This window comes from Streptomyces sp. NBC_01460 (assembly GCF_036227405.1).
GTDB lineage: Bacteria > Actinomycetota > Actinomycetes > Streptomycetales > Streptomycetaceae > Streptomyces.
The window spans coordinates 6881984-6907724 of sequence record NZ_CP109473.1 but is presented as its reverse complement, the minus strand read 5'-3'; the positions used below and the strand labels follow the sequence as shown (position 1 = coordinate 6907724).

At 71.6% G+C, this 25741-nt stretch carries 29 protein-coding genes; 7 read left to right on the top strand and 22 right to left on the bottom strand.

The window, feature by feature from the left end; genetic code table 11:
• The first annotated feature begins 38 nt into the window (after window positions 1-38).
• A complete protein-coding gene (locus OG488_RS31155; RefSeq protein ID WP_329234948.1) occupies window positions 39-635 on the top strand; it encodes a TetR/AcrR family transcriptional regulator in 597 nt (198 codons plus the stop codon).
• Between the two features lie 267 nt (window positions 636-902).
• On the opposite strand, the gene OG488_RS31150 is transcribed toward OG488_RS31155, so the two are convergent.
• The 5 genes from OG488_RS31150 to OG488_RS31130 all read right to left on the bottom strand — a co-directional run bounded on the left by OG488_RS31150 (window position 903) and on the right by OG488_RS31130 (window position 4666).
• Complete coding sequence (locus tag OG488_RS31150) at window positions 903-1775, bottom strand: amino acid ABC transporter permease (RefSeq protein ID WP_329234944.1); 873 nt, start codon at window positions 1773-1775, stop codon at window positions 903-905.
• Window positions 1772-2416, bottom strand: a complete 645-nt coding sequence (locus tag OG488_RS31145; protein WP_329234941.1) for an amino acid ABC transporter permease — start codon at window positions 2414-2416, stop codon at window positions 1772-1774. Before OG488_RS31145 ends, OG488_RS31150 begins: the two co-directional genes overlap by 4 nt.
• Window positions 2417-2432: 16 nt before the next feature.
• Window positions 2433-3347, bottom strand: a complete 915-nt coding sequence (locus OG488_RS31140) for a glutamate ABC transporter substrate-binding protein (protein WP_329234938.1) — start codon at window positions 3345-3347, stop codon at window positions 2433-2435.
• An 11-nt stretch (window positions 3348-3358) separates the two neighbouring features.
• Window positions 3359-4102 (bottom strand): amino acid ABC transporter ATP-binding protein, encoded by a 744-nt coding sequence (locus OG488_RS31135; RefSeq protein WP_329234935.1) that lies wholly within the window; start codon window positions 4100-4102, stop codon window positions 3359-3361.
• A 102-nt stretch (window positions 4103-4204) separates the two neighbouring features.
• The gene (locus OG488_RS31130; RefSeq protein WP_329234932.1) at window positions 4205-4666 is read right to left on the bottom strand and encodes a DUF6278 family protein; all 462 of its coding nucleotides are present in this window, start codon (window positions 4664-4666) and stop codon (window positions 4205-4207) included.
• A 107-nt stretch (window positions 4667-4773) separates the two neighbouring features.
• On the opposite strand from OG488_RS31130, the gene OG488_RS31125 reads away from it, so the two are divergent.
• Window positions 4774-5553, top strand: a complete 780-nt coding sequence (locus OG488_RS31125; protein WP_329234929.1) for an SDR family NAD(P)-dependent oxidoreductase — start codon at window positions 4774-4776, stop codon at window positions 5551-5553.
• 211 nt (window positions 5554-5764) lie between these two features.
• On the opposite strand, the gene OG488_RS31120 is transcribed toward OG488_RS31125, so the two are convergent.
• The 10 genes from OG488_RS31120 to OG488_RS31075 all read right to left on the bottom strand — a co-directional run bounded on the left by OG488_RS31120 (window position 5765) and on the right by OG488_RS31075 (window position 15864).
• Entirely contained in the window at window positions 5765-6514 is a 750-nt protein-coding gene (locus tag OG488_RS31120; RefSeq protein WP_329234926.1) for a Clp protease N-terminal domain-containing protein, read from the bottom strand.
• A 69-nt stretch (window positions 6515-6583) separates the two neighbouring features.
• On the bottom strand, window positions 6584-7363 hold the full coding sequence (locus OG488_RS31115; RefSeq protein ID WP_329234923.1) for an exodeoxyribonuclease III: 780 nt from the start codon (window positions 7361-7363) through the stop codon (window positions 6584-6586).
• 34 nt (window positions 7364-7397) lie between these two features.
• Window positions 7398-8045 carry an MBL fold metallo-hydrolase gene (locus OG488_RS31110; RefSeq protein WP_329234919.1) on the bottom strand — a complete coding sequence of 216 codons (648 nt, stop codon included), beginning with the start codon at window positions 8043-8045 and terminating at the stop codon, window positions 7398-7400.
• 12 nt (window positions 8046-8057) lie between these two features.
• On the bottom strand, window positions 8058-9320 hold the full coding sequence (gene pcaDC / locus OG488_RS31105) for a bifunctional 3-oxoadipate enol-lactonase/4-carboxymuconolactone decarboxylase PcaDC (RefSeq protein ID WP_329239131.1): 1263 nt from the start codon (window positions 9318-9320) through the stop codon (window positions 8058-8060).
• Between the two features lie 567 nt (window positions 9321-9887).
• Window positions 9888-10397, bottom strand: a complete 510-nt coding sequence (locus tag OG488_RS31100) for a hypothetical protein (RefSeq protein WP_329239129.1) — start codon at window positions 10395-10397, stop codon at window positions 9888-9890.
• 274 nt (window positions 10398-10671) lie between these two features.
• Window positions 10672-11835: an ROK family glucokinase gene (locus OG488_RS31095; RefSeq protein ID WP_329234917.1), complete on the bottom strand. Its 1164-nt coding sequence runs from the start codon at window positions 11833-11835 to the stop codon at window positions 10672-10674.
• A gap of 132 nt (window positions 11836-11967) precedes the next feature.
• On the bottom strand, window positions 11968-12828 hold the full coding sequence (locus OG488_RS31090) for an ATP-binding cassette domain-containing protein (protein ID WP_329234914.1): 861 nt from the start codon (window positions 12826-12828) through the stop codon (window positions 11968-11970).
• Entirely contained in the window at window positions 12825-13874 is a 1050-nt protein-coding gene (locus tag OG488_RS31085; protein ID WP_329234911.1) for an ABC transporter permease, read from the bottom strand. Before OG488_RS31085 ends, OG488_RS31090 begins: the two co-directional genes overlap by 4 nt.
• Window positions 13871-14884, bottom strand: a complete 1014-nt coding sequence (locus tag OG488_RS31080) for a sugar ABC transporter substrate-binding protein (protein WP_443074252.1) — start codon at window positions 14882-14884, stop codon at window positions 13871-13873. Before OG488_RS31080 ends, OG488_RS31085 begins: the two co-directional genes overlap by 4 nt.
• Window positions 14885-15102: 218 nt before the next feature.
• Window positions 15103-15864 carry a GntR family transcriptional regulator gene (locus OG488_RS31075; RefSeq protein ID WP_329234908.1) on the bottom strand — a complete coding sequence of 254 codons (762 nt, stop codon included), beginning with the start codon at window positions 15862-15864 and terminating at the stop codon, window positions 15103-15105.
• Between the two features lie 93 nt (window positions 15865-15957).
• Between OG488_RS31075 and OG488_RS31070 the strand changes: the two genes are divergently transcribed.
• Window positions 15958-16962 (top strand): Gfo/Idh/MocA family protein, encoded by a 1005-nt coding sequence (locus OG488_RS31070; protein WP_329234904.1) that lies wholly within the window; start codon window positions 15958-15960, stop codon window positions 16960-16962.
• 6 nt (window positions 16963-16968) lie between these two features.
• Here the strand turns inward: OG488_RS31070 and OG488_RS31065 are convergent, their stop codons facing one another.
• The 5 genes from OG488_RS31065 to OG488_RS31045 are packed head-to-tail and all read right to left on the bottom strand — an operon-like array spanning window position 16969 to window position 21757.
• Complete coding sequence (locus tag OG488_RS31065; protein WP_329234901.1) at window positions 16969-18165, bottom strand: cytochrome P450 family protein; 1197 nt, start codon at window positions 18163-18165, stop codon at window positions 16969-16971.
• An 11-nt stretch (window positions 18166-18176) separates the two neighbouring features.
• Window positions 18177-18596, bottom strand: a complete 420-nt coding sequence (locus tag OG488_RS31060; RefSeq protein WP_329234899.1) for a PaaI family thioesterase — start codon at window positions 18594-18596, stop codon at window positions 18177-18179.
• A gap of 10 nt (window positions 18597-18606) precedes the next feature.
• Entirely contained in the window at window positions 18607-19779 is a 1173-nt protein-coding gene (locus OG488_RS31055) for a cytochrome P450 family protein (RefSeq protein ID WP_329234896.1), read from the bottom strand.
• 35 nt (window positions 19780-19814) lie between these two features.
• A complete protein-coding gene (locus tag OG488_RS31050) occupies window positions 19815-20543 on the bottom strand; it encodes a response regulator transcription factor (protein ID WP_329234894.1) in 729 nt (242 codons plus the stop codon).
• Entirely contained in the window at window positions 20540-21757 is a 1218-nt protein-coding gene (locus OG488_RS31045) for a sensor histidine kinase (RefSeq protein ID WP_329234891.1), read from the bottom strand. The genes OG488_RS31050 and OG488_RS31045 overlap by 4 nt, the downstream gene beginning before the upstream one ends.
• A gap of 145 nt (window positions 21758-21902) precedes the next feature.
• On the opposite strand from OG488_RS31045, the gene OG488_RS31040 reads away from it, so the two are divergent.
• On the top strand, window positions 21903-22106 hold the full coding sequence (locus tag OG488_RS31040) for a hypothetical protein (RefSeq protein ID WP_329234887.1): 204 nt from the start codon (window positions 21903-21905) through the stop codon (window positions 22104-22106).
• On the opposite strand, the gene OG488_RS31035 is transcribed toward OG488_RS31040, so the two are convergent.
• A complete protein-coding gene (locus OG488_RS31035; protein WP_329234884.1) occupies window positions 22096-23016 on the bottom strand; it encodes a DMT family transporter in 921 nt (306 codons plus the stop codon). The genes OG488_RS31040 and OG488_RS31035 overlap by 11 nt on opposite strands.
• 223 nt (window positions 23017-23239) lie before the next feature.
• Between OG488_RS31035 and OG488_RS31030 the strand changes: the two genes are divergently transcribed.
• The 3 genes from OG488_RS31030 to OG488_RS31020 all read left to right on the top strand — a co-directional run bounded on the left by OG488_RS31030 (window position 23240) and on the right by OG488_RS31020 (window position 25058).
• Entirely contained in the window at window positions 23240-23881 is a 642-nt protein-coding gene (locus tag OG488_RS31030; RefSeq protein WP_329234881.1) for a TetR/AcrR family transcriptional regulator, read from the top strand.
• A gap of 92 nt (window positions 23882-23973) precedes the next feature.
• Window positions 23974-24432, top strand: a complete 459-nt coding sequence (locus OG488_RS31025; protein WP_329234879.1) for a hypothetical protein — start codon at window positions 23974-23976, stop codon at window positions 24430-24432.
• Window positions 24423-25058 (top strand): TIGR03086 family metal-binding protein, encoded by a 636-nt coding sequence (locus OG488_RS31020; RefSeq protein WP_329234876.1) that lies wholly within the window; start codon window positions 24423-24425, stop codon window positions 25056-25058. Before OG488_RS31025 ends, OG488_RS31020 begins: the two co-directional genes overlap by 10 nt.
• A 31-nt stretch (window positions 25059-25089) precedes the next feature.
• On the opposite strand, the gene OG488_RS31015 is transcribed toward OG488_RS31020, so the two are convergent.
• Window positions 25090-25710 (bottom strand): dihydrofolate reductase family protein, encoded by a 621-nt coding sequence (locus tag OG488_RS31015; RefSeq protein WP_329234874.1) that lies wholly within the window; start codon window positions 25708-25710, stop codon window positions 25090-25092.
• Between the last annotated feature and the right edge of the window lie 31 nt (window positions 25711-25741).

The window sequence follows — 25741 nt, the reverse complement described above, 5'->3', positions numbered from 1 at the left end:
CTGAGGCTCCCTCAGGTAGTCAAGTGGAGGCGGAATCCGTGCCGGACGCCCAGCCGTACATCGCCCGTCGACCCAAGCGTGCCGACGGCGCCCGTAATTACGACGCGATCCTCTCCGCGGCCGGCAAGGCCTTCGAATCGCAGGGCGCCGACGCCTCGCTGGAGGACATCGCCGGGCAGGCGGGGGTCGCGATCGGCACGCTCTACCGGCACTTCCCCACGAGGGCGTCGCTCGTGGAGGCGGCGACCAGGGAAGGTCTGGCGGAGCTGATCGGCCGGGCCGAGGAACTGTCCGGCGCCCCGGACCCCCTGGCCGCCCTGGCCGAGTGGATGCGGAGGGCCGTACGGCACTTCAGCACGTTCCGGGGACTGGTCGGCATCCTGACCCGGAGCATGTACGACGAGGGGACTCCGTCGTACGCCGCGTGCAACGCCATGCACAGCAGTGGGGCGCGCCTACTGCGGGCGGCGCAGGTCGCCGGTCAGGTGCGGGGGGACCTCACCGCCGACGAGCTCTTCGACCTGATGAGCGGGGCCGCCTGGGTGCGGGAGAACAGCCCGGCCGACCGTGACGGGAGTGCCCGTTTCGTCCTGATGATCCTTGAGGGCATCGCGACCCGCCCCGCGACCGGCTGACCGCCGTCGTGGACCGGCCGGCCTCCGTGCGTGGCACGGGCGGCCGTCCCACGCGCGGAAGGAGGGCGGTCCCACGCCGCCTGCCGGCACGTGGGACCGCCCTCCTTCCGGCGGACTGTTCGGTAGCGCCCCCTCACTCTCCACGGCCTCGCTCCGGCCGGCACGCAGCTGACCTTCTCCCCACCGGGTACGGCCCCGGGGCGCATCCCGGTTCCGCGACGGTGCGGGAAGTGATCACCGGCTGCTGCCGGACGGACTCGCCGGTGTCTATCGAAGGCGGCCCGGCAGGACCGTCCCCGGTTCGGCGGCGGAGACACCCGTCCCCTCCGTCTTCGGATTGCGCCGCTGCCGTCTGGCCACCCAGGTGGCGAACCAGGAGAGCAACATGCACATGCCGATGTAGATGGGTGAGATCACCATGACCACGGGGATGAACGGCAGGCCGTAGTCGAGGTTCGACGCGATCAGCTTGCCCGCGTGGAGAAACTCCTCGTAGGTGATCAGATAGCCGAGGGAGGTGTCCTTGAGCGCCACCACCAGCTGGCTGATGATGGTGGGCAGCATCGCCCGGACGGCCTGCGGGGCCAGGACGTGGGTGGTGACCTGTGTCTTGCGCATCCCCAGCGCGAAGGCGGCCTCCCGCTGCCCCCGCTCCACGGAGTTGATCCCCGTACGGAAGACCTCCGCGAGCACGGAGCCGTTGTAGAGGGTCAGCCCGGCGACCAGCGCCGGCAGCGGCTGGACCTTGAGCGCGACGAAGATGAAGAAGATCATCACCAGTACGGGCATCGCCCGGAAGAACTCGACCAGCAGGGTCGCGATCCAGCGCACCGGCCTGTGGTCGGACAGCCGCCCCACCGCGAGGACCGCCCCGAGCGCCAGGGAGAGGACAGCCGCGTAGGCGAAGGCCTTGAGGGTGTTGCCGAGCCCGCGCAGCAGCAGTTCCTGGATGCCCTTGTAGGTGAAGGGGGTCCATTTCTCGCTGGTGAACTGGTCGGTGTCGAAGAGCAGGTAGAGGATCCAGCCGAGCAGCGCGATGATCACGACGGTCGAGATGACCCCGTAGAGGAAGTGCCGCTTGCGGGTCGCGGGCCCCGGGATGTCGTACAGCGCGGTGGCGGAGGCGGTGGTGTGGGTCATCGGGCGACTCCCCAGCGCTTCTCCATCAGGTTGAAGAGCGCACTGATGGCGAGGGTGATGATCAGATAGCCGACTGCGATCCAGACGAAGGACCAGATGATGCTGTAGCCGAGTTCGTTGAGTGGCTTGTACGTACCGAGCAGCTCGGTGACGCTGAAGGCCCCGGCGATCGCCGAGTTCTTGGCGAGGGCGATGAGGGTCGACCCGACCGGCGGGATCACCGACCGGAAGGCCTGGGGAAGCACCACGTTGCCCAGGGTCTGGCTGAAGGACATGCCGAGGCTGCGGGCGGCTTCACCCTGCCCCGTGGGCACGGTGTTGATACCGGAGCGCAGCACCTCGCAGATGAAGGCCGAGGTGTAGCAGCCGAGGGCGAGGACCGCGAAGACCTGGAAGGGCAGGACCAGACCGAAGCGCGGCAGGCCGAGCAGCACGGCGAAGAACAGCAGGGTCAGCGGGGTGTTGCGGAGCACCGCGACCCAGACCGTGCCGATCACCCGGAGCGAGCCGACGGGTGCGACCCGGAAGGACGCCATGACGAAGCCGAGCACCAGAGCCAGGACCGAGGCGTAGACGGTGAGTTCCAGGGTGCCGAGGAAGCCCTTGCCGTAGAGCGAGAAATTGTCTGTCAGTACGTCCATGGTGGTGGCCGGCCCCTCAGTTCGCCGGGTAGCGGTCGATGGGCGGAGGTTGCGGCGCGGGCACGCCGGACAGTCCGAGGGTCGCCTCGAACGCCTTCTTCCAGTTGCCGTTCTTCTCGTTGACCTCCAGCGCGTCGTCGAGCGCGAAGCGCAGCGCGTTGTCGCTCCGCGGGACACCGATGCCGTACGGCTCCTCGGAGAAGGGTTTGCCGACGACCTTCATCTCGTCCGGCGCCTTGGCCGCGAACCCGAGCAGGATGGCGTCGTCGGTGGTGACGGCGTCGACCTGGAAGGTCAGCAGGTTGTCGACGCAGATCGAGTACGTGTCGTAGGCGACGAGGTCGGCCTCGGGGTGGTCGGCGGCGATGCGCTGGTACGGCGTGGATCCGGCGGCCGAGCAGACGGTCTTGCCCGCCAGGTCCTGCGGGCCGTTGATGTCGTTCTCATCCGTGCGCACCAGCAGGCCCTGCCCGGCCATGTAGTACGGCCCGGCGAAGCCGACCAGCTTCTTGCGCATGTCGTTGATCGTGTAGGTGCCGACGTAGTAGTCGATCTGCCCGTTCTGGAGCGCCGTCTCGCGGTTGGCGGAGGCGATGGTCCGGAACTGGATCGTGTCGGGCTCGAAGCCGAGCGAGGCGGCCATCATGCGGGCGATCTCGATGTCGAAGCCGGAGTAGACACCCGTCGCGGGGTCCTTCTCGCCGAGGTAGGGCTGGTCCTCCTTGGCGCCGACGACGAGGTGGCCCCGCCGCTCGGCCTTCTTCCACGTCTTCGACTCCGGCAGCTGGAAGCCGGTGTCGACCTTGTACTGGGGCAGGGCCTCCGCCTTCGGTCCCTTGACCGGCGGGCTGCCGTCCCTGCCACAGCCTGCGGAGAACACGGCGACCAGGAGACAGGCCAGCGCGGCCGCGAGGTTCTTCGTACGCAACACGGTGCCCCCTGTCAGTGCTTGAGGATCTTGGACAGGAAGTCCTTGGCACGATCGCTCTCCGGGGCGGTGAAGAAGTCCTCCGGGGTGCGGTCCTCCACGATGCGTCCGTCGGACATGAAGACCACGCGGTTGGCCGCGGACCTGGCGAAGCCCATCTCGTGCGTGACGACCACCATGGTCATGCCCTCGCGGGCGAGTTGCTGCATGACCTCGAGGACCTCGTTGATCATCTCGGGGTCGAGCGCGGAGGTGGGTTCGTCGAAGAGGAGTGCCTTGGGGTCCATGGCGAGGGCCCGGGCGATGGCGACGCGCTGCTGCTGTCCGCCGGAGAGCTGGGCGGGGAACTTGTCCGCCTGCGAGGCGAGCCCGACGCGTTCGAGCAGTTCCCGGGAGCGCTGGTCGGCCTCGTCCTTCTTGCGCCTGCGGACCTTGAGCTGGGCGAGCGAGACGTTCGCCAGCACGGTCTTGTGGGCGAAGAGGTTGAACGACTGGAAGACCATGCCCACTTCGGCCCGGAGCTCCGCGAGCCCCTTCCCCTCCTCGGGGAGCGGCTTCCCGTCGATGGCGATGTAGCCGGACTCGATCGTCTCGAGTCTGTTGATGGTCCGGCAGAGCGTTGATTTACCCGATCCGGAGGGGCCGATGACCACCACCACCTCCCCGCGGCCGACGGTGAGATTGATGTCCTGCAGTACGTGCAACGTCCCGAAGTGCTTGTTGACGTCCCGCAGTTCGATCAACGGATCGACGGCCATACGCTGCCCTACCCACTTATCGCTGGTGTCGAGGTCAGCGCAAACTATCCGGGGTGGACACGCACGCCGGGGGCGACACGCACCGGCGGCACATAAGGCTGTTTATCGCGTTTTGGCCTCGGGGCCGCTCTCCGCCGACTCCGCGTACATCTCCGAGAGCTCGGGGCTGCCCGACATCGCCCAGTCCAGGCCGGCGGTGACCACATCGATCTCGCGTCCGGACGCCAGGCGCACCACGGGCTTTCCGCCCGCGAGGATGCCCCAGGCGGCCCCGCTGACGGTGCGCACCAGTACGGTCCCCAGGTAGAGACCGGCGTCGTTGCCCACCCAGGGCAGCTCCTCCGGGTCGTCTCGCCAGATGGGCGGCAGCTGGTCCAGCGCGGACAACGAGGCGGGACTGTCGTCGAGTTCGAGGCCGCACTGCGCGGCCCGGGCGCGTAGCAGCTCGCATTCCGCGAACAGCTCGGCCACACCCTCCGGGTCGGCCTCGACGGCGGCGGCGAGAGCCGCCTCCCGCGTACCGCCCATGCGCTTGCGCCAGTTGTCCAGGAAGGAGATGTTCATACCACCAGGATCCCATCCCGGGGGCGTTCCGCATCGCAGGGCGCGCGACCGTTCCGAATCCGGGACCCGCGCCGTACATGATCCGGCCATCTATCTAAGGTACGGGGATGACGTCGCAGAACTATCTCTCCGAACTCTTCTCGCTGGAAGGCCGGGTCGCCGTGGTGACCGGCGGGAGTTCCGGCATCGGCCGGGGCATCACGGACGCCCTCGCCCGCGCGGGCGCCAAGGTGGTGATCGTGGCCCGCAGGGAGTCGGAGCTCGTGCGGACCGTGGACGAACTCACCGCGGAGGGCCGCCGAGCGGCCTGGGTGAGCGCCGATCTCGGCACCGGCGAGGGGGTGCGCGCGGCCGGCGACGAGGCCGCGGCGGTCTTCGGCGAACCCGACATCCTCGTCAACTGCGCGGGCGTCAACCTGCGGCCGCCGATGAGCGAGCTCGACGAGGACGTGTGGGACACCACGATGGCGGTGAACCTCAAGGCGCCCCATCTGCTGGGCCGCCGCTTCGGCCCGGGAATGGCCGAGCGCGGCTTCGGCCGGATCATCCACATCACCTCCCAGCAGGCCCACCGGGCATTCGTGCAGAGCGGCGCGTACGGGGTCTCGAAGGGTGCCCTGGAGTCCCTGGCCCGCTCGCAGGCCGAGGCGTGGTCGCCGCACGGAGTCACCTGCAACACCCTGGTGCCAGGATTCGTGATGACGCCGCTCAACCAGCGGCTGTCGTCGGACCCGGAGCGGGTGGCCGCTCTCGCTGCGCGCACGATGGTGGGGCGCAACGGACTGGCCGAGGACTTCGCGGGGGCCGCGGTGTTCCTGGCGAGCAGGGCCTCGGCCTACGTCACGGGACAGTCGCTGTTCGTGGACGGCGGGTTCTCGGTGCACTGAGGCGCTCCGGAAACGCGGGATGCCGCCCCCGGTGAGGGGGCGGCATCGGCAGGTTCATGAGCGCCCGAGATCGAAGTCGGCCACGGAGACAAGATGCTGGGCCGCTGCACCACGGTCCGGCCGGAACCGGACCGCCAGGATTCGAACCTGGGTCCTCTTTTTTGCAGAAAGAAGTATCCGTCGCCTGCGCACCGGGCGCTCATCGGCCACCTTAGCCTCCGGCGCCCGGAGTTGACTCCTCGATTTCGCGGGCGACCCCTTCGGCGACCGCCGACGACGCCGCCTCCTTGTCGATGCCCAGCCCCGCGAGCAGGCCCGCGCCGTCTTCGAACTCCAGCAGGGCCAGCAGGATGTGCCCGCTCCCGACGACGTCGTGACCGAGACGCAGCGCCTCCCGGAACGTGAGCTCCAGGGCCTTGCGGGCCCCCGCGTCGTACGGGATGAGCTCGGGGACCTCGTCGGCCGCGGCCGGGAGGGCGAGCGTCGCCGCCTCCCGGACCGCCTCCAGCGCGACTCCCTGCCCGGTGACGACCCGGGCACCGAGGGACGCCGGGTCGAGCAGGAGGCCCAGGACCAGGTGTTCCACTCCCACCTCGTCGTTGCGGGCGGCGTGGGCCTCGTTGCTCGCGCCCATGACGACGTTCCTGGCCTCCGTGTCGAACTGGCCGAAGCCCTGGCTCGGGTCCAGGTCCGACGGCTCACCGGGCTTCTTGGGCACGAACCTCTTCTGGGCGGCCTGCCGGGTGACCCCCATGCTGCGGCCGATGTCCGTCCAGGACGCGCCGGAGCGGCGCGCCTGGTCCACGAAGTGGCCGATGAGGTGGTCGGCGATCTCGCCCAGGTGATCCGCGGCAACCACGGCCCCGGAGAGCTGCTCCAGCGTGTCGGTGTGGGTGCTCTTGATCGCGTCGATGAGGTCGTCGAGGCGGATCGGCGGACGGGGACGCAACGGCTTCGTCATGCGTCAACCCTAGGTTGACACCCTGGGTCCGTCAACCCGGAGTTGACGCCGAAGCTCGTGCGCTCTCCTTCAGAGCTCGAGGTCCACGACCACCGGGGCGTGGTCCGAGGCGCCCTTGCCCTTGCGCTCCTCACGGTCGACGTAGCTGTCCTTGACCGCCGCCTCGAAGGGAGCGTTGCCGTAGACGAGGTCGATGCGCATGCCCTTGTTCTTCGGGAAGCGCAGCTGACGGTAGTCCCAGTAGGTGTACGGGTGGTCGTACTTGAGGGGGCGCGGCACCACGTCGAGGAGCCCCTCCTCGCGCAGCGCGGCGAGCGCGGCCCGCTCGGCGGGGGTGACGTGGGTGGAGTCCACGAAGAGCGCCGGGTCCCAGACGTCCTCGTCCGTCGGCGCGATGTTGAAGTCGCCGAGGACCGCGAAGGGGAGCGCCCCCGCCGCGTCCGCGGCGACGGCCTTCCGCAGGGCCTCCAGCCAGCGCAGCTTGTAGGCGTAGTGGTCGTGGGCGACCTCGCGGCCGTTGGGGACGTAGACGGACCAGACGCGCGCGCCCCCGCAGGTCGCCGACACCGCCCTCGGCTCCTGCACACCCTCGTACTCCGGGCCGTCGGGCAGGCCCGTCACGACGTCCGAGAGGCCGACGCGGGAGAGCAGCGCGACGCCGTTCCACCGGCCCGTGGCGTTGACGGCGGACTCGTAGCCCGCCTCACGCAAAGCGTCGGCGGGGAACTGCTCCAGGGTGCACTTGGTCTCCTGGAGGCAGAGCACGTCGGTGCCGCTGCTCTCCAGCCAGGCCAGCAGCCTCGGAAGCCGGGCGGTGATGGAATTGACGTTCCAGGTGGCGATGCGCATGCCGCCAACCTAACCGCTCCCACTGACAACGGGGTCAGAGACGGGTCGCGTCACCCGGGGTCAGCCGGCCGTGGTCCGTTCCGCCCAGGGCGCCGATCTGCGTGTCGTAGATCGGGCGCGCGAGGTCGGTGAGCAGGGCGTCGTGGATGTCGATCGCCCGGCGCGGCTTCACCTCGCGTACGTAGTCGATGACCTCCGAGATCTTGTTCCAGGGGGCCATGACCGGCAGCATCAGCGTGTCCACGGGGTGGTCGGGCACCGTGAGCGCGTCCCCGGGGTGGAAGACGGAACCGTCCACCAGGAAGCCGATGTTGGTGATCCGCGGGATGTCCGGATGGATCACCGCGTGCAGTTCGCCGTGCACCTGGACGTCGAGCCCGGCGGCGGTGAAGGTGTCGCCGTGACCGACCGTGTGCACACGCCCCGGGAACGCGGCCGACAGCTGCTCGGCCACGCTCCGCAGGGTCCACACCTGTGCGGCCGGGTTGGCCTCCAGGCCCGCGCGCAGCCGTGCCTCGCTGAAGTGGTCGGGGTGTTCGTGCGTCACCAGGATCGCGTCGGCACCGACCGCGGCGTCGTCCTCCGTGAATCCGCCGGGGTCGATGACGAGCGACTGCCCGTTCCGCTCCAGGCGGACGCAGGAGTGGGTCTTCTTCGTGAGGGTGAGAGGCGAAGCGTTCATGCCACCATCCTGCTACGCGGGCGGGGTGGTTTCCTCCTGGATCACGGACTGCGCGATCTCGAACGCCGCGCCTGCCGCCGGGACGCCGCAGTAGACGGCCGTCTGCAGCAGCACCTCCTTGATCTCGACCGGCGTGAGGCCGTTGCGCAGAGCCGCCCTGACGTGCTGGGCGAGGCCGCCCAGGTGTCCCGACGCGACGACCGCGGTGAGGGAGACACAGCTGCGGGACCTGCGGTCGAGTCCCTCCCGGCTCCAGATCTCGCCCCAGGCGTAGCGGGTGAGGAGCTCCTGGAAGTCGTCGGTGAAGCCGTCCGACGCTGCCGACGCGGCGTCCACATGGGCGTCGCCGAGCACCTCGCGCCGGACCTTCATCCCCCGCTCGTACCGGTCGCTGCGTCCGGTCGGGGAGGCGTCGGGCAGGACGACCGCGGCCGTGATCTCCGCGACGGGCACGACCGGGGCGAACGGGGCGGCGAAGCCCGGGGACGACGGCACGGGGATCGACGCCAGGGTGTCCTGCCACGCGGTCGAGAAGTGCATGAGCAGCAGGTCGGTGACGGCGGCCGGCTGCTCGACCGGAGCCAGGTGGGAGGCGCCGGGGACCAGGGCGAGCCGGGCGTCCGGGATGCCCGCGACGAGGTTCCGGGCCTCGGCGGGGCCGGTGACCTTGTCCTCGGCACCGACCAGGACGAGGGTCGGCACACCGATGCGGGGCAGCTCCGCCCGGATGTCGAAGGCGGCCAGGGCCTCGCAGGAGGCGATGTAGCAGCCGGGGTCGGTGGTGCGGACCATCTGGACGGCCCACTCGACGATGGCCGGCTGCGCGGCGGCGAAGCCGGGGGTGAACCAGCGTTCCGGGGAGGTACGCGCGATCGGCTCCAGGCCGTTGGTGCGGACGACCACCCCGCGCCGGCGGAATTCGTCGGCGGTTCCGAAGCGCGGCGACGCGGCGACGAGCGCCAGGGCCGCCACCCGGTGCGGGTGGCGCAGTGCCAGGTCGGCGCCGACGGCGCCGCCGATCGAGCAGCCCGCGTACCCGAAGCGCTGGACACCGACGCTGTCCAGGGTGGCGAGGAGGCGGTCGGCGAGGTCGGTGACCGCGGCGGCGGGGTGGGCGGGGGCCCCGCCGTGCCCCGGCAGGTCGTAGCGGAAGATGCGCCAGTGCTGGGACAGCTCGGGTATCTGGCGGTCCCACATGTGCCAGGTGACTCCCAGGGAGGGCCCCAGGACGAGGACCGGGGCGTCTTCCGGGCCGTCGAAACGGTACTGGAGCAGCCGGCCCGGCGACGGCGCCTGCGGCGCGGGGCCGGACGGGGGCCCCTGCTGCGCCGGGGGGCCGCCCGGCTGCGCGCCGCGGAGGTCCTGGGGCTGCTGGGGAGCCTGCGGCGCGGCCGGGGTGTACGGCTGGGCCGGCGTGGGCTGGGCGTACTGCTGCGTGGGCTGGGCGTATTGCTGCGTGGGCTGGGCGTATTGCGGCCCGGGCTGCGACGGCGGCGGGGTCTCGTGCTGCCCGGAGACCGGCTGGGGCTGCGGCTGGGTGCCGTACTGCCCGGGATTCTGCTGCGGCTGGGCTTCGTACGGTCCCCTCTGCGGCTGCGTGTCGTACCGCCCCGGAACCGGCTGCGGCGGGGGCGGTGTGGCCGTCCGAGGCTGGACGCCCATGGGCCCGGGGGCCTGTGCGTAGGGGCCTGACTCGAGCCCCGGAGCCTCGGGCAGCTGCCGGATCACCTCGCCCCGCAAGGGCTCGGGGTCGGCTGTCAGCGGGGGCCGGGCGGGCTGGGGGGTCGTCTCGCTCACGTCACTCACTCGCTCCAGGGTAATGAGCGGCCCGTCCGTTCCCCGTCAGGGGGTCGCCGCGGAGACCACGTAGACGACCGGGGCAGCCGGATCGGTCATGTTGACGGTGATGTTCTGGGTGGGGCGCGGCTTCTTGTTCTTGTGGACCGTTCCCGCCCAGTCGACACCGGGTCCGAAGTACCACCCGGTGATCTTGACGTCCCGTTCGGCGATGGTCACCTTGCCGGTCTCCAGCGCGGCCCGGCCGGTCCCTACGCCGCTCAGGAAGCGGTCGAGCCCGGCGGACGTCGTACGGAACTTCACGTACATCCGGCTGGCCTTCCAGTTGTTCGTCTCGTAGTACTGGACGCCGATCGCATTGCCCGGGATCGGCAGCTCGAAGATCCTCCGCTGCATCCCGGACGGCCAGTCCTCGCGCAGTCCCTGGGCGGAGGCCTCGGCCTCCTTGTCCTTGCCGGAGCGGCGGCTCTGGCCGGCGGAGATCACCAGGTAGCCCGCCGGGATGCCGATGAGCAGCACGATGATCGTCAGCGTGATCAGCCGACGGCGGATCATCCTGCGCCGGTCCTGGGGAGGAGTCCCGTCGCCGTCCCCGGACGGGGGACCGGCGGGGCCTGCCGGGCCGGAGGGGCCCGCAGGGCCGGCGGCTCCCGTCGAGCCCTGCGGGCCCGGTGCCTCCGAGGAACCGGAGGCACCGGAGGAGCCGGACGAAGGTGGCTGGCGCGGCACGATGTTCTGCTCGGCTGCGGTCATGGTCGGTGATCCCTCGAGGCTGCGGTACGGAGCGGGGTGCGGGTGTGGCCGGGTGCCGCGGCGCGCGGCCCGCGGATCAGTCGGTGCGGGTGCTGCGGGTGTTCCGGATGGTGCTCGCGGCCTGGTCGTAGAACTGCGCGTACCGCTCGTAGCGCTCGACCCGGCGGCGGTTGGTCCGCCGGAACCTGCGGGCGACCAGGCGTGCCAGGTCGGCGGCGCCGACCATACCCGCCTCGGGGCCGAGCTGTGCCTTCGCGATCCGGGCCTCGGGGCGGTAGCCACGGCCGGTGAGGTGGCGCTTGAAGGCGTCCCGGGCCGGGCCGATCAGCAGGTCGTCGGCCGCGCTGACGCCGCCGCCGATGACGAAGCAGGACGGGTCCAGGGCCGCCGCGAGGTTGGCGATGCCGACGCCGAGCCACTGGCCGATGTCCTGGAGGAGCTCGACGCACATGGCGTCGCCCTCGCGGGCCAGCTCGGTGATGAGCGGTCCGGTGATGTCGGGGATGTTGCCCTTGACCCGCTCGATGATGCCGTGTGCCACCGGGGAGTCCGCCGCGGCCAGCTCCCTGGCCTCGCGCACGAGGGCGTTGCCCGAGCTGTACTGCTCCCAGCACCCGCGGTTGCCGCAGGGGCAGCGGTGGCCTCCGGGCACGACCTGCATGTGGCCGAACTCACCCGCGACTCCGTACTTGCCCCGCTTGACGTGCCCGTCCTCGAGGATCGCGCCGCCGATGCCGGTGCCCAGCGTGATCATGACGAGGTGGTCCTCGCCGCGTCCCGCGCCGAAGCGCCACTCCGCCCACGCCGCCGTGTTCGCGTCGTTGTCGACCATGACGGGGACCACCAGCCGGGAGGCGATGGCGTCGCGGAGGGGTTCGTCGCGCCACGCGAGGTGCGGGGCGAACAGCACCTTCGAGCGGTCCGCGTCGACCCAGCCCGCCGCGCCGATGCCCACGGCGTGCACGTCGTGCCGGTCGGAGAGGTCCAGGACCAGTTCGACGATGGTGTCCTCGACGACCTTGGGGCTCTTGGACTTGTCCGGCGTCTCGGTCTTCAGGGTCTCCAGGATGTTGCCGTCCGCGTCGACGACGCCGGCCATCACCTTCGTCCCGCCGATGTCGATGCCGACGGTGGGGACCCGGGGCGCTGTGAGGTGCGAGCGCCGCTCCCTCGTGCCGACGGTCCGCAGGACGGTGGCGCGGGCGGAGCCGCGGTGTGTGAAGTCGCGGTACGTGCTCATCGTCCCTGCGCAGGTCGGGGGGCCGGGCGGTGGTCGGTCCGGCGGCGGACGGCGCCCGCCGCCCACGATTCTGCCATTCCCGCGCCCCCGGAACCGGTCTCCGGGTCGGGGGCACGGGGTGCGGGACGGGGTTTACGGGGTGTCGTCGCCGACCGGACGGCCGCCGAGGCGGTCCGGCGACGGGGCCCTCTCGAGCTCGTGGCTGAGCTCGTCGAGCTCGCTCCCACCTGCCATCTGACGGGTCAGCTCGTCCAGCGTGACGTCGTCCTTGGTGTGGCTTCCGGACATCGCGCCGCGCTTGAGCAGGACGAACCGGTCGCCCACGAGGTAGGCGTGGTGCGGGTTGTGCGTGATGAGGACCACGCCGAGCCCGGCGTCCCTGGCGGCCGCGACGTACTTGAGGACGACCCCGGACTGCTTGACGCCGAGCGCCGCGGTCGGCTCGTCGAGGACGAGGACCTTGGCACCGAAATAGACGGCGCGGGCGATGGCCACGCACTGGCGTTCGCCACCCGACAGGGTGCCGATGGGCTGGTCGACGTCGCGCAGGTCGATGCCCATGCGGAGCAGCTCCGCGCGGGTCGTCTCCCTCATCCGCTTCACGTCGAGGCGCTTGAACGGGCCCGAGCCCTTCGTCGGTTCCGAGCCGAGGAAGAAGTTGCGCCAGACCGGCATGAGCGGAACGACGGCGAGGTCCTGGTGGACGGTGGCGATGCCCCGGTCGAGCGCGTCGCGCGGGTTGACGAGCGTGGTCTCCTCGCCCTCGATCAGGAACGTCCCGGCGTCGTGCCGGTGGAGCCCCGCGATGATCTTGATGAGGGTGGACTTGCCGGCGCCGTTGTCGCCGAGGACGCAGGAGATCTCCCCCGCGTGGACCACCAGCGAGACGTTCTCCAGGGCCTTGATGTTGCCGTAGTACTTGCTGACGCCGTCGAGCTCGACGAGCGCCGGGCCGGCCGTGTCCCGGGGGGCCGGAGCCTGGGTGGCCGTCATTTCGTCGCCTCCGCACGCTTGCGTACCCATGCGTTGAGCAGGGTGGCCAGGAGCAGCATCGCTCCCAGGAAGAACTTGAACCAGTCGGGGTTCCACTCCGCGTACACGATGCCCTTGCTGGTCATGCCGAAGATGATCGCGCCCACGGCGGAGCCGACCGCGGAGCCGTAGCCGCCGGTGATCAGACAGCCGCCGATGACGGCCGCGATGATGTAGATCAGCTCGTTGCCGACGCCCTCGCCGGACTGCACGACGTCGTACGAGAACAGCAGGTGCTGCCCGGAGACCCAGGCCGCGAAGGCGACCCCGAGGTAGAGCCCGATCCGGGTGCGGATCACGGGCACGCCGACCGCGCGCGCGGCGTCCGACTGGCCGCCGACGGCGAAGATCCAGTTGCCGAAGCGGGTGCGGATCAGGATCCAGGTGGCGATCGCGACGAGCCCGGCCCACCACAGGATGGTGACCTTCAGCTCGACGCCGCCGACGGTGAGGTAGGACGCGAAGACCTTGCGGGCGGAGTCGAAGCCCTCCATGTTCCCGATGGCCTTGGTGGACACCGTGCCGCTGATCAGCTTGGTGAAACCGAGGTTCAGGCCGGTCAGCATGAGGAACGTGCCGAGCGTGATGATGAAGCTCGGGAGCTTGGTACGGGTCAGCATGAAGCCGTTGAACGCGCCGAAGCCGAGGGTGATCAGGAGCGACACGAGGACGCCCACCCAGACGTTGGCCGTCATCTGGTAGCTGAACATCGAGGAGATCAGCGCGGAGCTGGTGACCATCACACCGGCGGAGAGGTCGAACTCGCCGCCGATCATCAGGAGCGCCACGGGCGCCGCCATGATCCCGATGGTGGACGCCGCGTACAGCACCGTGCCGAGGCTGGAGGCCTGGAGGAAGCTGTCGGCGACGATCGCGAAGAAGAGGAAGACGGCCGCGGCCCCGACGACCGAGCCGAGCTCGGGCCTGCCGAGCAGCTTGCGCAGCGGGGAGGTGCGCAGGAGGCGTTCGTCGGTGCGGGGCGCCGCCGGTTGCCCGGTCGCCGTCATCGCGTCCCCCGGTTCGTGTATTCGGCGAGCGCGTCGGCGTCGTCGGCCGTGATGACCTGCGGGCCGGTCAGGACGGGCAGGCCGCCTCCGAGCACGTTCTGGTTGTAGCGGTAGAGCCAGAGCAGGTCGACGGCCTCGTACCCCTGGAGGTAGGGCTGCTGGTCGACGGCGAAGCCGAGCGACTTGTCCTTCAGGCCGGCGGCGACGCTGGCGTTGAGGTCGAAGGTGTCGACCTCGGTCTCGCTGCCCGCGGTCCGCTTCGCCTTGACGGCCGCCGCGGCAAACGGGGCGCCGAGGGTGACGACGGCGTCGATGTCCTTGTCGGCGCTCAGCTTGGCCTCGATGGAGGACTGGACGTCGGGCATGTTGGTGCCGTCGACGTAGAGGTTCTGCATCGTCCCGTCGAACGTCTTCTTCGCCCCGGCGCAGCGCTGCTCGTGGCCGACGTTGCCCTGCTCGTGCAGGACGCAGAGGACCTTCTTGCGCTTGCGCCCGTTCAGCTCGTCGCCGACGGCCTCGCCGGCGATGGACTCGTCCTGGCCGATGTGGGTGAGCGCGCCGAAGGCCTTGGACTCGGCGGAGCCGGAGTTCACCGTGATGACGGGGATGCCGGCCTTGACGGCCTTGGCCACGACGGTCTTCATCGAGTCGGGCTTGGCCAGCGAGACGATCAGGCCGTCGACCTTCTTGTCGATCGCGGTCTGGACGAGCTCGGCCTGCTGCTGGCCCTCGTCGTTGTGCGAGTACAGGAAGTTGATGTTGTCCTTCTCGGCCGCCTGCTTGGCGCCCTTCTGGACGATGTCCCAGAAGGTGTCGCCATCACCCGAGTGGGTGACCATCGCGAATGTCCAGCGGGGCGTGTTCACCGCGGACCGGCCCTCGGCGGCCTGCTGGGCCGCACGCTCCTCCGCCCGCTTGCCGCCGGTGCTGCTGCATCCCGCGAGGGAGGCCGCCAGTACCGCTGCCAGCACGGCGCCCATCGCGCGTACCCCTGTCCGAACCCTTGCCACGACGCCGTGCCCTTCTAGTGCTGCTCGTTGTGCTGCCTGGTGAAGCCGGGCTCGGGGATACGTACGCCCGCCGCCCGGCGGGCCAAGTATCCCCGAGCCCGGTCCGTCACGGCCCGGCAGGGGCGCGGGGCGCGCCCTTCCGTCGTTCTAGCGACCTAGCATGACCACGTCAATGCTTTTGTCCGAACATTCTTACAGAAGGGCGGCGGCCCGGGAGCTCAGGACCGGACGAGCAGCTGGAACTCGAAGGCGTACCGCGAGGCGCGGTAGACGTGCGCACCGAATTCGACCGCCCGGCCGCCGTCGTCGAAGGTGGTGCGCTCCATGGTCAGCAGCGGCGCGCCCGCGGGCTCGGCGAGCAGTTCCCCCTCCTCCGCCGTGGCGGCCCTGGCCCCGACGGTCTGCCGGGCGCTGTGCAGGGTGATCCCCGAGCCGCGCATCATCCGGTACAGGCCGGTCGACTCCAGCCGCTCGGTGGAGAGGTCCATCAGCCGCGGCGGCAGGTGGTTGCGCAGGAGCGCCACGGGCTCGTCGTGCGCGTACCGCACCCGCTCGACGAGATGCACCTCGCTGCCCTCCTCCACCCCGAGCGCGGCGGCGACCTCCGGCGTGGCCGGCTCGACCGCGTTGCGCAGGACCCGGGTCGCCGGCTTCCGGCCGGCCGACTCCAGGTCGTCGTAGAGGCTGCTCAGTTCGAGCGGGCGCTTGATACGGCTGTGCACGACCTGCGTACCGACACCGCGCCGACGCACCATCAGCCCCTTGTCGACGAGCGACTGGATGGCCTGGCGGACGGTGGGCCGGGAGAGCCCGAGCCGTGCGGCGAGCTCCAGCTCGTTGCCGAGGAGGCTGCCGGGTGCGAGCCGCCCCTGCTCGACGGCCGCCTCCAGCTGCTGGGCCAGCTGGTGGTAGAGCGGTACGGGACTGGTGCGGTCCACGCCCAGCCCCAGGGCGGCGGAGTCGGCGGCGGGTTTGGGCACGGCACGGAGCGTACCCCGTACGGCCGCGCCGCACCCTTCGATTTGTCAGGACATATAGTTGACAGTGCGCCTGGGGGGCGGCACGTTGGGTCCATGCGCATCGGACTCATCGGCACGGGCCGGATCGGCTCCTTCCACGCGGGCGTCCTGGCACGGCACCCGGCCGTCGCCTCCCTGGTCGTGACGGACATGGACCCCGTCCGCGCCGGAGAGGCCGCGGCGCGGACGGGAGCCACCGCGGTCGCGTCCGCCGAGGAGGTCATCGGCGCGGGGGTGGACGCCGTGGTGATCACGTCGGCCACCTCGGCGCACGCGGAACTCATCGGCCGTGCGGCACGCGCCGGCCTCCCCGCCTTCTGCGAGAAGCCGATCGCGCTGGACCTGGCGGGAACACTCGGCGCCCTGCACGAGGTCGAGCGGGCGGGCAGCGTGCTCCAGCTCGGCTTCATGCGGCGGTTCGACGCGGGGTACGCGGCCGCGCGCACCGCCGTGCGCGGCGGAGCCCTGGGCCGGCTCCACACCGTACGGGCGGCGACGTCCGACCCCGCTCCCCCGCCGGCCGCGTATCTGCCGCTCTCCGGGGGCCTGTTCAGGGACTGCCTGGTGCACGACTTCGACATCCTGCGCTGGGTGACGGGCCGTGAGGTGACGGAGGTGTACGCCACCGGATCGGACGCCGGCCCGGCGATGTTCCGGGAGGCGGGCGACGTCGGCACCGCGGCGGCGCTGCTGACCCTGGACGACGGCACGCTCGCCACGGCCACGGCCACCCGGTGCAACGGGGCCGGTTACGACGTACGCATGGAACTGGCGGGCGAGCGGGACCAGATCGCGGTCGGCCTCGACGACCGTACGCCGCTCACCTCCACCGAGCCGCAGGGCCCGCCCGCACCGGCCGAGCCGTGGCCCGGCTTCCTGGAGCGGTTCGCGCCGGCGTACGAGGCCGAGCTGGACGCGTTCCTCGGCGTCGTGCGCGGCGAGCGTGAGAACCCGTGCGACGGCCGGGAGGCGCTGCACGCGCTGCGCATCGCCGAGGCGTGCGAGCTGTCGCGCGCGGAGCACCGCCCGGTGCGGATGACGGAGATCCCCGAGGCCTGAGGCCCGCTACCAGGCCACCGGCAGGCTCTGCGGGCCCCTGAGCAGCATGCCCGTCCGCCAGGGGAGCCGGGCCGGATCCGTGTCGAGCCGCAGCCCCGGGCAGCGCTCCAGGAGCGTCCGGATGGCGATGCGTGCCTCGATGCGGGCCAGCGGGGCGCCCAGGCAGTAGTGAATGCCATGACCGAAGGCGACGTGCCCGCGGGCGTCCCGCATGAGGTCGAAGCGGTCGGCGTCCGGGAAGCGGGCGGGGTCGCGGTCGCAGTCGGCCATCGCGATCAGGACCAGCTCGCCGCCGCCGGGGATCACCGTGCCCGAGACGTCGAGCGGCTCCGTGGTGAAGCGGTACGTGGGGGTCGCGACGGGGCCCTCGTAGCGCAGCGTCTCCTCGACGGCGTTGCCGATGAGGCCGTAGTCGTCGCGCAGCAGGGCCAGTTGGTCCGGGTGGGTCAGCAGGCTCAGGACGCCGTTGGAGATGAGGTTGACCGTGGTCTCGTGCCCGGCGACGAGCAGCAGCCAGGCCATGCCGATGAGTTCGTCGGCGGAGAGCTGGTCACCGTCGTCGTCCGCGGTGTGGATCAGCGCGCTGATCAGATCGTCCCCGGGCGCCGCGCGCTTCTCCTCCAGCAGCCCGGTCAGATACCCGGTCATCGCGGTGGTGGCCCGGCCGCGCGCTCCGGCGTCGAGGGACGAGAGGGCGGTGCCGGACCAGGTACGGAACGCATCCCGGTCCAGGGTGGGCACCCCCAGCAGCTCGCAGATGACGGCCATCGGCAGGGGGAACGACAGCGCCTTGACCAGGTCGGCGCTCCGGTCCGGCCCGCCGGTCATGGAATCGAGGAATCCGTCCGTCATCTCCTGGACGCGCGGGGCGAGCCGCTCCATCCGGCGCGGGGTGAACTCCCGGGCCACGAGCCTGCGCAGCCGGGTGTGTGCCGGAGCGTCGCTGCTGAGCATGGACGTCCCGACGGAGACCTTGCCGACGCCCAGCGAGGGCGACGCCCTGCGCCACTCCTTGGAGAGCCGCTGGTCGGCGAGGAGGGCCCTGCCCGCCTCGTACCCGACGACGAGCCACGCCTCCGCGCCCTCCGGGATGCGGACCCGGTGCACCGGCCCGCGGGCGCGCAGCCGCGCGTAGACGGGATACGGGTCGCGGGTGAAGTCGTCACCGAGCGCGCCGAGGTCGAGCGGGACATCCGTGGTCAACGTGGTTCCCTTCAGGTCGGTCGGGCGGACAGAACGGTCCCCTGGGCCACCGCGCACAGCGTCGCGTCGCCCTCCTCGTCCACGGTGTGCAGATCGCAGCGCACCACGGCCTGTCTCCGGCCGGTGTGGACCACCTCCGCGCGGGCGGTCAGGGTGCGGCCGCTCGCCGGCCGGAGGTACTGGATGGAGAAGCCGCCGGTCAGCACCGCGGGCCCGAGGGTCGTCCCGGCGGCGAAGGTGAGCGCGTTGTCGGCCGCGTAGGAGAGCACGCCGCCGTGCAGGAAGCCGTTCTGCTGGGTGAGCTCCTCGCGTACGTCGACCTCGAGGACGGCCACGCCGTCCCCGAACTCCGTGATCCGCGCGCCGATGAGACCGCTGAACGGCTGGCTGTCGAGGACCCGCTGTGCTGCGCCGAAGGAGAGTTCGGTCATGGGAGCCATCTCACCAGCGCACCGGCAGACGGCGGACCCCCCGGAGCAGCAGTCCGGGCAGCCAGTCCGGCTCGCCTCCCTCCGGGTCCCGTTCGAGGCCGGGGCACCGCTCCAGCAGCGCCTGAACGGCGATGCGGCCCTCCATGCGGGCCAGCGGGGCGCCCAGACAGAAGTGGATACCGTGCCCGAAGGCCAGATGCCCCTGGGCCTGGCGTGTGATGTCGAAGGTGTCCGGGTCCGGATAGCGACCGGCGTCCCGGTCCCCGGAGCCGAGGGCGACCAGCACCGCCTCGCCCCTGGGGATGACGACGGAGCCGATCGTGACGGGCTCCCGGGTGAAGCGGAAGGTCGCGGTCGCCACGGGCCCGTCGTAGCGGAGCATCTCCTCGACCGCGCCGTCGATCAGCTCCGGCCGGGCCCGGAGCAGGGCGAGCTGTCCCGGGTGGTCGAGGAGCGCGCGCACCCCGTTGGCGATCAGGTTCACGGTCGTCTCGTGGCCGGCCACCAGGAGCAGGAAGGCCATGCCGGTCAGTTCGTCGCGGGAGAGGCCCTCGCCGTCCTCCACGCGTGCCCGGATCAGGGCACTCAGCAGGTCGTCGCCCGGGGAGCAGCGCTTGTCCTCGATCAGCTCGTCGAGGTAGGCGCCCATCGCGTGGACCGCCTCGCCCTCCTTCTCGGCCGAGACGGGCGTGACGATGGCGTTGGACATCCGGCGGAAGGCGTCCCGGTCGATGTCGGGTACGCCGATGAGTTCGCAGATCACGGTCATCGGCAGCGGGAAGGCGAACGCGTCGATCAGGTCGGCGCTCCTTGCGGGCACCATCGCGTCGAGGAGCTCCGCGGTGATCTGCTCGACGCGCGGGCGCAGGGCCTCGATCCGCCGCGCGGTGAATTCACGTGCGACGAGTTTCCGCAGCCTGGTGTGGTGCGGAGGGTCCAGCTCCAGCATGTTGGCGTTGATCGGGTTGCTCGTCGCCGTCAGGGTCTCCGTCGTCCGCCAGTCCTTGCTGAACCGCTGGTCCGCGAGGGCCGCGCGGGCCTCCTCGTATCCGACGATCATCCAGACCCGCTCCAGGTCGTCGGTACGGACCGGGTGCACCGGCCCCTCGGCGCGCAGCTTCGCGTAGTACGGATACGGGTTCGCGGCGAAGTCCTCCGCCCCGCGCAGATCGACCACCGACATGGTCCCGCCCCTCTTCCGGTCCGACCGGTCCGGGTTCAGCGTAGGCGGCCGTCTCCCGCCCCGTCCTCGTCCTCGCGGAGGAGACCGGCGTCGTGCACCAACAGGGCGATCTGGACACGGTTGTTGAGCCCGAGCCGGGCGAGGACGCGGGACACGTGGGCCTTGACGGTGGCCACGCTCAGATGGAGCGCCGCCGCGATCTCCGCGTTGGACCCGCCCCGCCCGACGCCGGCTGCCACCTCCTGCTCGCGCTCCCCCAGCTCGGCGAACCGCTCCCGGGCGCGTGCCTCGCGGGAGCGGCGGTCGTCCGCGGGCTCTCCGGCCGCGCGGGCCATGAGCCTGCGGGTGACGGCGGGCGAGAGGACGGGCTCACCGGCCGCGACGCGCAGGACCGCCTCGACGATCTGCGCGGGCGGGGTGTCCTTCAGGACGAACCCCGCCGCCCCCGCGCGGATGGCCCGCAGGACCTGCTCGTCGGCGTGGAAGGTGGTCAGGACGATGACCTCGGGTGCGCCGGGCCGGCGCCGCAGCTCCTCGGTCGCGGTCAGCCCGTCCATGCCGGGCATCCGGATGTCCATGAGCACGACGTCGGGATGCGCGCGGGCGACGAGGGCGGCGACGTCGGTGCCGTCGGCACCCTCCCCGACGAGGTCGATGCCGTCGGAGCCGCCGAGCATCAGGGCCAGACCGGCCCGCACGAGCGGGTCGTCGTCGACGACGGCCAGCCGGACCGGTCGTGACTCCGGGGAGGGGGGAGTGGTCATGCCGGCCACGGTAGCCGGGCCCGGACCGTGAATCCGCCGTCGGGCCGGGGCCCGTGGTCCAGACTGCCGCCGGCCAGGCTCGCCCGTTCGGTGAGGCCGATGAGTCCCTGGCCGGACCCCGGGACCGGTTCGAAGGGTTCGGCGGGCGCGGGGTTGCCGACCTCGATGGTCAGGCCGGCGCCCGGCCCGCCGGCCACCGTGACGCCGACGGGGGCCCCGGGGGCGTGCTTGCGGGCGTTGGTCAGCGCCTCCTGGGCGATGCGGTAGACCGTCCGCCCGGTGGCGGCGGGCGCGCGGCCCGGTTCGGCGACGGTGTTGTCCAAGGTGACCTCCATGCCGGCCGAGCGGGACTCGTCGATCAGGGCGTCCAGGGTGACGAGCGTGGGCTGCGGCCTGTTGCCCTCGTCGTTCTCGCCCGGGGCACGCAGGACGCCGATGATCTCGCGGAGGTCCTGCAGCGCCTCGTGGGCGCTGTCGCGGATGACCCCGGCGGCCCTGCCGACCTCGGCCGGGGGTGCGTCGGGACGGAATTCGAGCGCGCCCGCGTGGACGCTGAGCAGGGTCAGCCGGTGGGCGAGGACGTCGTGCATCTCGCGGGCGATGGCCTCCCTCGCCAGCCGCTGGGCCTGCTCGGCCCGGAGCGCGGCCTCGGCCTCGGCCCGGCGCGCGCGTTCGCGCAGGGTGACGACCAGTTGCCGCCGCGACCGTACGACCATGCCCCAGCTGAACATCAGCAGGATCAGCAGGACCCCGATGATCACGGAGGCGATGAAGGACGTGCCCGGGTCCGGACGCAGCATCGGCTGGACGGGTGCCACGACGAGGGTGCCCGCGCCGACGACGGCCACCGGCTTGAAGGGACGGTGCACCGCCAGGCTGAACAGGGCGATCAGCATCGCTCCCGCCGCGACCGGCTCCACCACACTCAGCACCGTGAGGACGGAGGCGACCGCCACGGGCCACCTGCGCCGGACCCAGAGTGAGCAGCAGGCCGCCGCCCCGAGCAGGGAGTCGGCCAGGACGACACCGTCGGGAGTGGTGGGGTCGGCCTCGATCGCGGCGAGGGCGGCCATACCGAAGGCGGCGGCGCAGAGGAAGAGGGTGATGTCGACGACCCAGTCGCGTACGGTCCTGCGTGGTCTGCCGGGGTGGCCGGCCGGCTCGTGACCGGCCAGCGCCGAGGGCAGCAGCCAGGGGTATTCCGTACGGGTCATGTCGACAAAGCTACGCAGCCGGCGGACGTCGTCGTGTGCGCGCGCCCCAGGACGCTACCGAAGTCGCGCGATCCGATACTTTCGTCGGGGTCACGCAGACCGGTGGCCGACGCGGGCCCGGGGTGCCCCGCTCCAGGCTCGGACCATGAAGAAATTCGTGGAGACGGCCGGCTTCATCGTGTGCGTGCAGGGCGTCGCCGGGCTCCTGCACGAGTGGACGGGCTGGTTCCGGCTGTGGGCGGTGGTGGCGCGGCTCGATGTCCTGGAAGGCCACGGACTCTTCGTCAGCATCGTGCTGGTGGTGACGGGCGGCGCCATGATGATCGCGGCGGACTCCCTCAGGACGTGACGTCGGCGCGGCGGCGTCCCCACGCGGTGCCCGTCAGCACGAGCACCGCGCCGATCAGACCCGGCACACCGAGGCGTTCGCCCCCGATCGCGATGCCGACGGCGGCGGCCCAGAGCGGCTCCGTACCGAGCAGCAGGCTGACCCGGGACGGCGAGGTGCGGCGCACCGACCACATCTGCACGAAGAACGCGAACAGCGTGCAGAAGACGGACAGGAAGAGCAGCCCCGCCCACTCGGTGGCGCCGAAGTCCGCCGCCACCGTCCAGGGCGCGGGGCCGGTCCCGGGAACGGCTGCCAGCACGGCGAAGACGGCGACGGCGCTGCCGAGCTGCACCGTGGTCAGGGAGAGCGAGTCGGCGTCCTGGACCGCCTTGATGCGGGCCATCGCGAGGACGTGGACCGTACGGGCGAGGGCCGCGAGCAGCATCAGGAGATCGCCCGCCGAGGGGCTGGTGAAACCACCGCCCTGGGTCAGCAGCACCACGCCGGTGACCGAGAGGCCGGCCGCCGCGAGGAAGGACGCCGGAGGCCGGACCCGCGTCACGGCCGCCTCGGCCAGGGGCGTGAAGATCATCGTGAGGCTGATGATGAGCCCCGCGTTCGTCGCCGACGTGTGCACGACGCCGTACGTCTCGAGCAGGAAGATCCCGCTGAGCACCAGCCCCAGCACGCCCGCGCCCCGCCACTGCGCTCCGTTCAGCGCCCGCAGCCCGCGCCATCCGGCGACGGCCAGGGCGGGCAGCACGATCACGAAGCGCAGCACGAGGACGGCGATCACGGTGTGCGTCGTGGTGATGCCCTTGGCCGCGAGGTAGCTGGCCCCCCAGACGGCGGCGACGAGCAGGAGCGGCAGGTCGGTGACCCATGCGCGGCGGGACGGGGCGAGCGCGGGCAGGACGGCAGAGGACACCTGGTTCTCCTGGTTCTCCACAAGAGGAACGGTGTGGAGACCTCGCCGGCTCGCACAGGGAGCGCACACGGTACCGAACGGACGACCCCCTCGGGAACCTCTGTCCGCAGGGTGGTCCGGCCACCTGTTCGCAGGGGTCGTCACCGGCCGAAGCGGTCCCCCGACGGTGCCGCCTCCTCCTAGAATGTCGGTCTTGGGACGCTCGGACACACGGAGTTGGCACATGGGTGGAGCGCGGCTGGACGGACGGGTCGAGCGGGGGAACCAGACCAGGCAGCTGGTGCTGGGGCGCGCGGTCCACGTCGCCTCGACCGAAGGGCTGGAGGGCCTCTCGCTCGGCCGGCTCGCGACGGAGCTGAAGCTGAGCAAGAGCGGCGTCTTCGCCCTCTTCGGGTCCAAGGAGGAACTGCAGCTCGCCACCGTGCGCGCCGCCGTCACCGTCTTCGTGGAGCACGTGCTGACCCCGACCCGGGCGGCCCCGCCGGGCCTGGGCCGTGTCTGGCGGATGTGCGAGAGCTGGCTCTCCTACTCCCAGCGCCGGGTGTTCAGCGGCGGTTGCTTCTTCTACGCGACGATCGCCGAGTTCGACTCCAGGGAGGGCAAGGTGCACGACGCGCTGGCCTCGACCCAAACGGGCTGGGTCACCTTCGTGGAGGAGACCCTGGAGGAGGCCAGGGTCCGGGGCGAACTCGACGCGGACACCGACGTCTCCCAACTGGCCTTCGAGCTCATCGCGTTCATGGAGCTGGCCAACGCGGAGTCGGTGCTGCACAACAACAACCCGGGCTACACGAAGGCCGCGCGGGCCATCCTGGGGCGCCTCCACGCCGCCGCCACGGACCCCTCCCTCCTGCCGGCGGCCTGAGAAAACAAGCTGCACGACCGTTCGTATAGTTATATGGTCGACGGGAGGCCGTGACACCGGTCCGGCCCACCCCTCCGACGAAGGAGCCGGTCATGCCCTCCGGCATCTGGAAGACGTCCTGGAAGAGCGGTCCGGCGGCGCACAGCACCGGCCCCGGCTCGCCCGTCCTCGTCAGCATCACCGAATTCACCACGCACCGCCCGTGGGGCACGCCCGCCGTCGCCTTCGAGGGCATGCGGCTCCGGCGCAGCTGGCCACGGACGCCGGGAGCAGTCGCCGTCCGGCTGTGGATGGAGCCCGGCCCTCGTCTGAACCGGTCGGGGTCGGTCACCGTCTGGGCCGACGAGGCTTCCCTGATGCGGTTCGTCGCCCGACCCGACCACCTGCGCGTCGTACGGGCGTTCCAGGGGCGCGGAGTGATGCGGTCGGACCTCCGCGAGGCGGAGCTGGGCAAGGCCGGCGCCGGCCTCCCGCCGGCCGCCGGCACCGGACTCGCGCCTCTCTGGGCGGACGCGGAACGCCTCCTGACCGGGGGCGGCCCGTGGAGCTGACCGGGACACCCGCGGACATCGTCCTGCTCGACCGCACCGCCGTCCTGGAGTCCGTCCGTGTCGTGGACGCGGCCCGCCCCGGCGACTGGGAGCGTCCGACCCCGTGCGACCGGTGGACCCTGCGGGAGCTGGTGGAGCACATGACCGCGCAGCACCACGGCTTCGCGGCGGCGGCCCGGGGAGGCGGGGCGGACGCCGCTGCCTGGCGGACGCCGGACCTCGGGGACGACCCGGCCGGCGCCCACCGGGCCGCCGCGACGGCCGTCCTCGACGCCTTCGCCTCCCCCGGAATGTCCGAACAGCCTTTCGCGCTGCCGGAGATCAGCGCCCGTCCGGTGCCCGCCCTCCGGGCCGTCGGCTTCCACTTCATCGACTACGTGGCACACGCCTGGGACGTCGCCACCGCGCTCGGGTTCCCCGTCCGCCTGCCGGAACCCGTGCTCCGTGCGGCCCTGCCCATCGCCCGCGCCGTACCGGACGGCGACGTCAGGCGTGCACCGGGCGCCGCGTTCCGCCCCGGCCTCCCCCTGGACGGGGGAACCCGCCCCGACGGACCCGGCACGCTGCCCCTGATCCTGGCGGCCCTGGGCCGCAGCCCCGGCTGGACACCGCCCCGGGGGGCGTGATCCGCGGGGAGCTCCCCGCGGAACGCTCTCCTCACACCTCGCCGACGGTCCCGAACCGTGCGGGCCCGGCGGGCCGGTAGGTGTGGATGGCGATGCCGCTGCCGGTGGTCCGCACATCGGTCAGTTCGAATGCCGTCGGCTCCCCGCCCTCCGGGAAGAGCCGCCTGCCGCTGCCCAGGTAGACCGGGTGGACGAGCAAGTTGACCTCGTCGATCAGGCCGTGCGGCAGGAGGCTCTGCGCGAGCGCGCCACTGCCGTGGATCTGGAGCTCGCCCTCCGCCGTCTCCTCCTTCAGCCGTGCGACCCCGGCGGGGACATCGCCGGAGACCACGGTGGTGTTCTCCCACGCCGGGTCGGTCAGGGTGGTGGAGACGACGTGCTTGGACAGCGTGTTGAGGCGGGAGGCGATCGGATCGAGCGGGTCGGTGACCTGGGGCCAGTAGGCCGAGAAGATGTCATACGTACGCCGTCCGAGGAGGTAGGCGCCCGACCGGTCGAAGACCTCGTTCATGAAGGCCCCCATGTCCTCGTCCGCGAAGGGCGCCAGCCAGCCGCCGTACGCGAATCCACCCGTGGTGTCCTCGTCGGGGCCCCCTGGCGCCTGCATCACTCCGTCCAGGGACACGAACGTGGTGAGGGTCAGCTTCGCCATGGTCCTGCTCCTTCGTCTCGCCGCCGTGGGG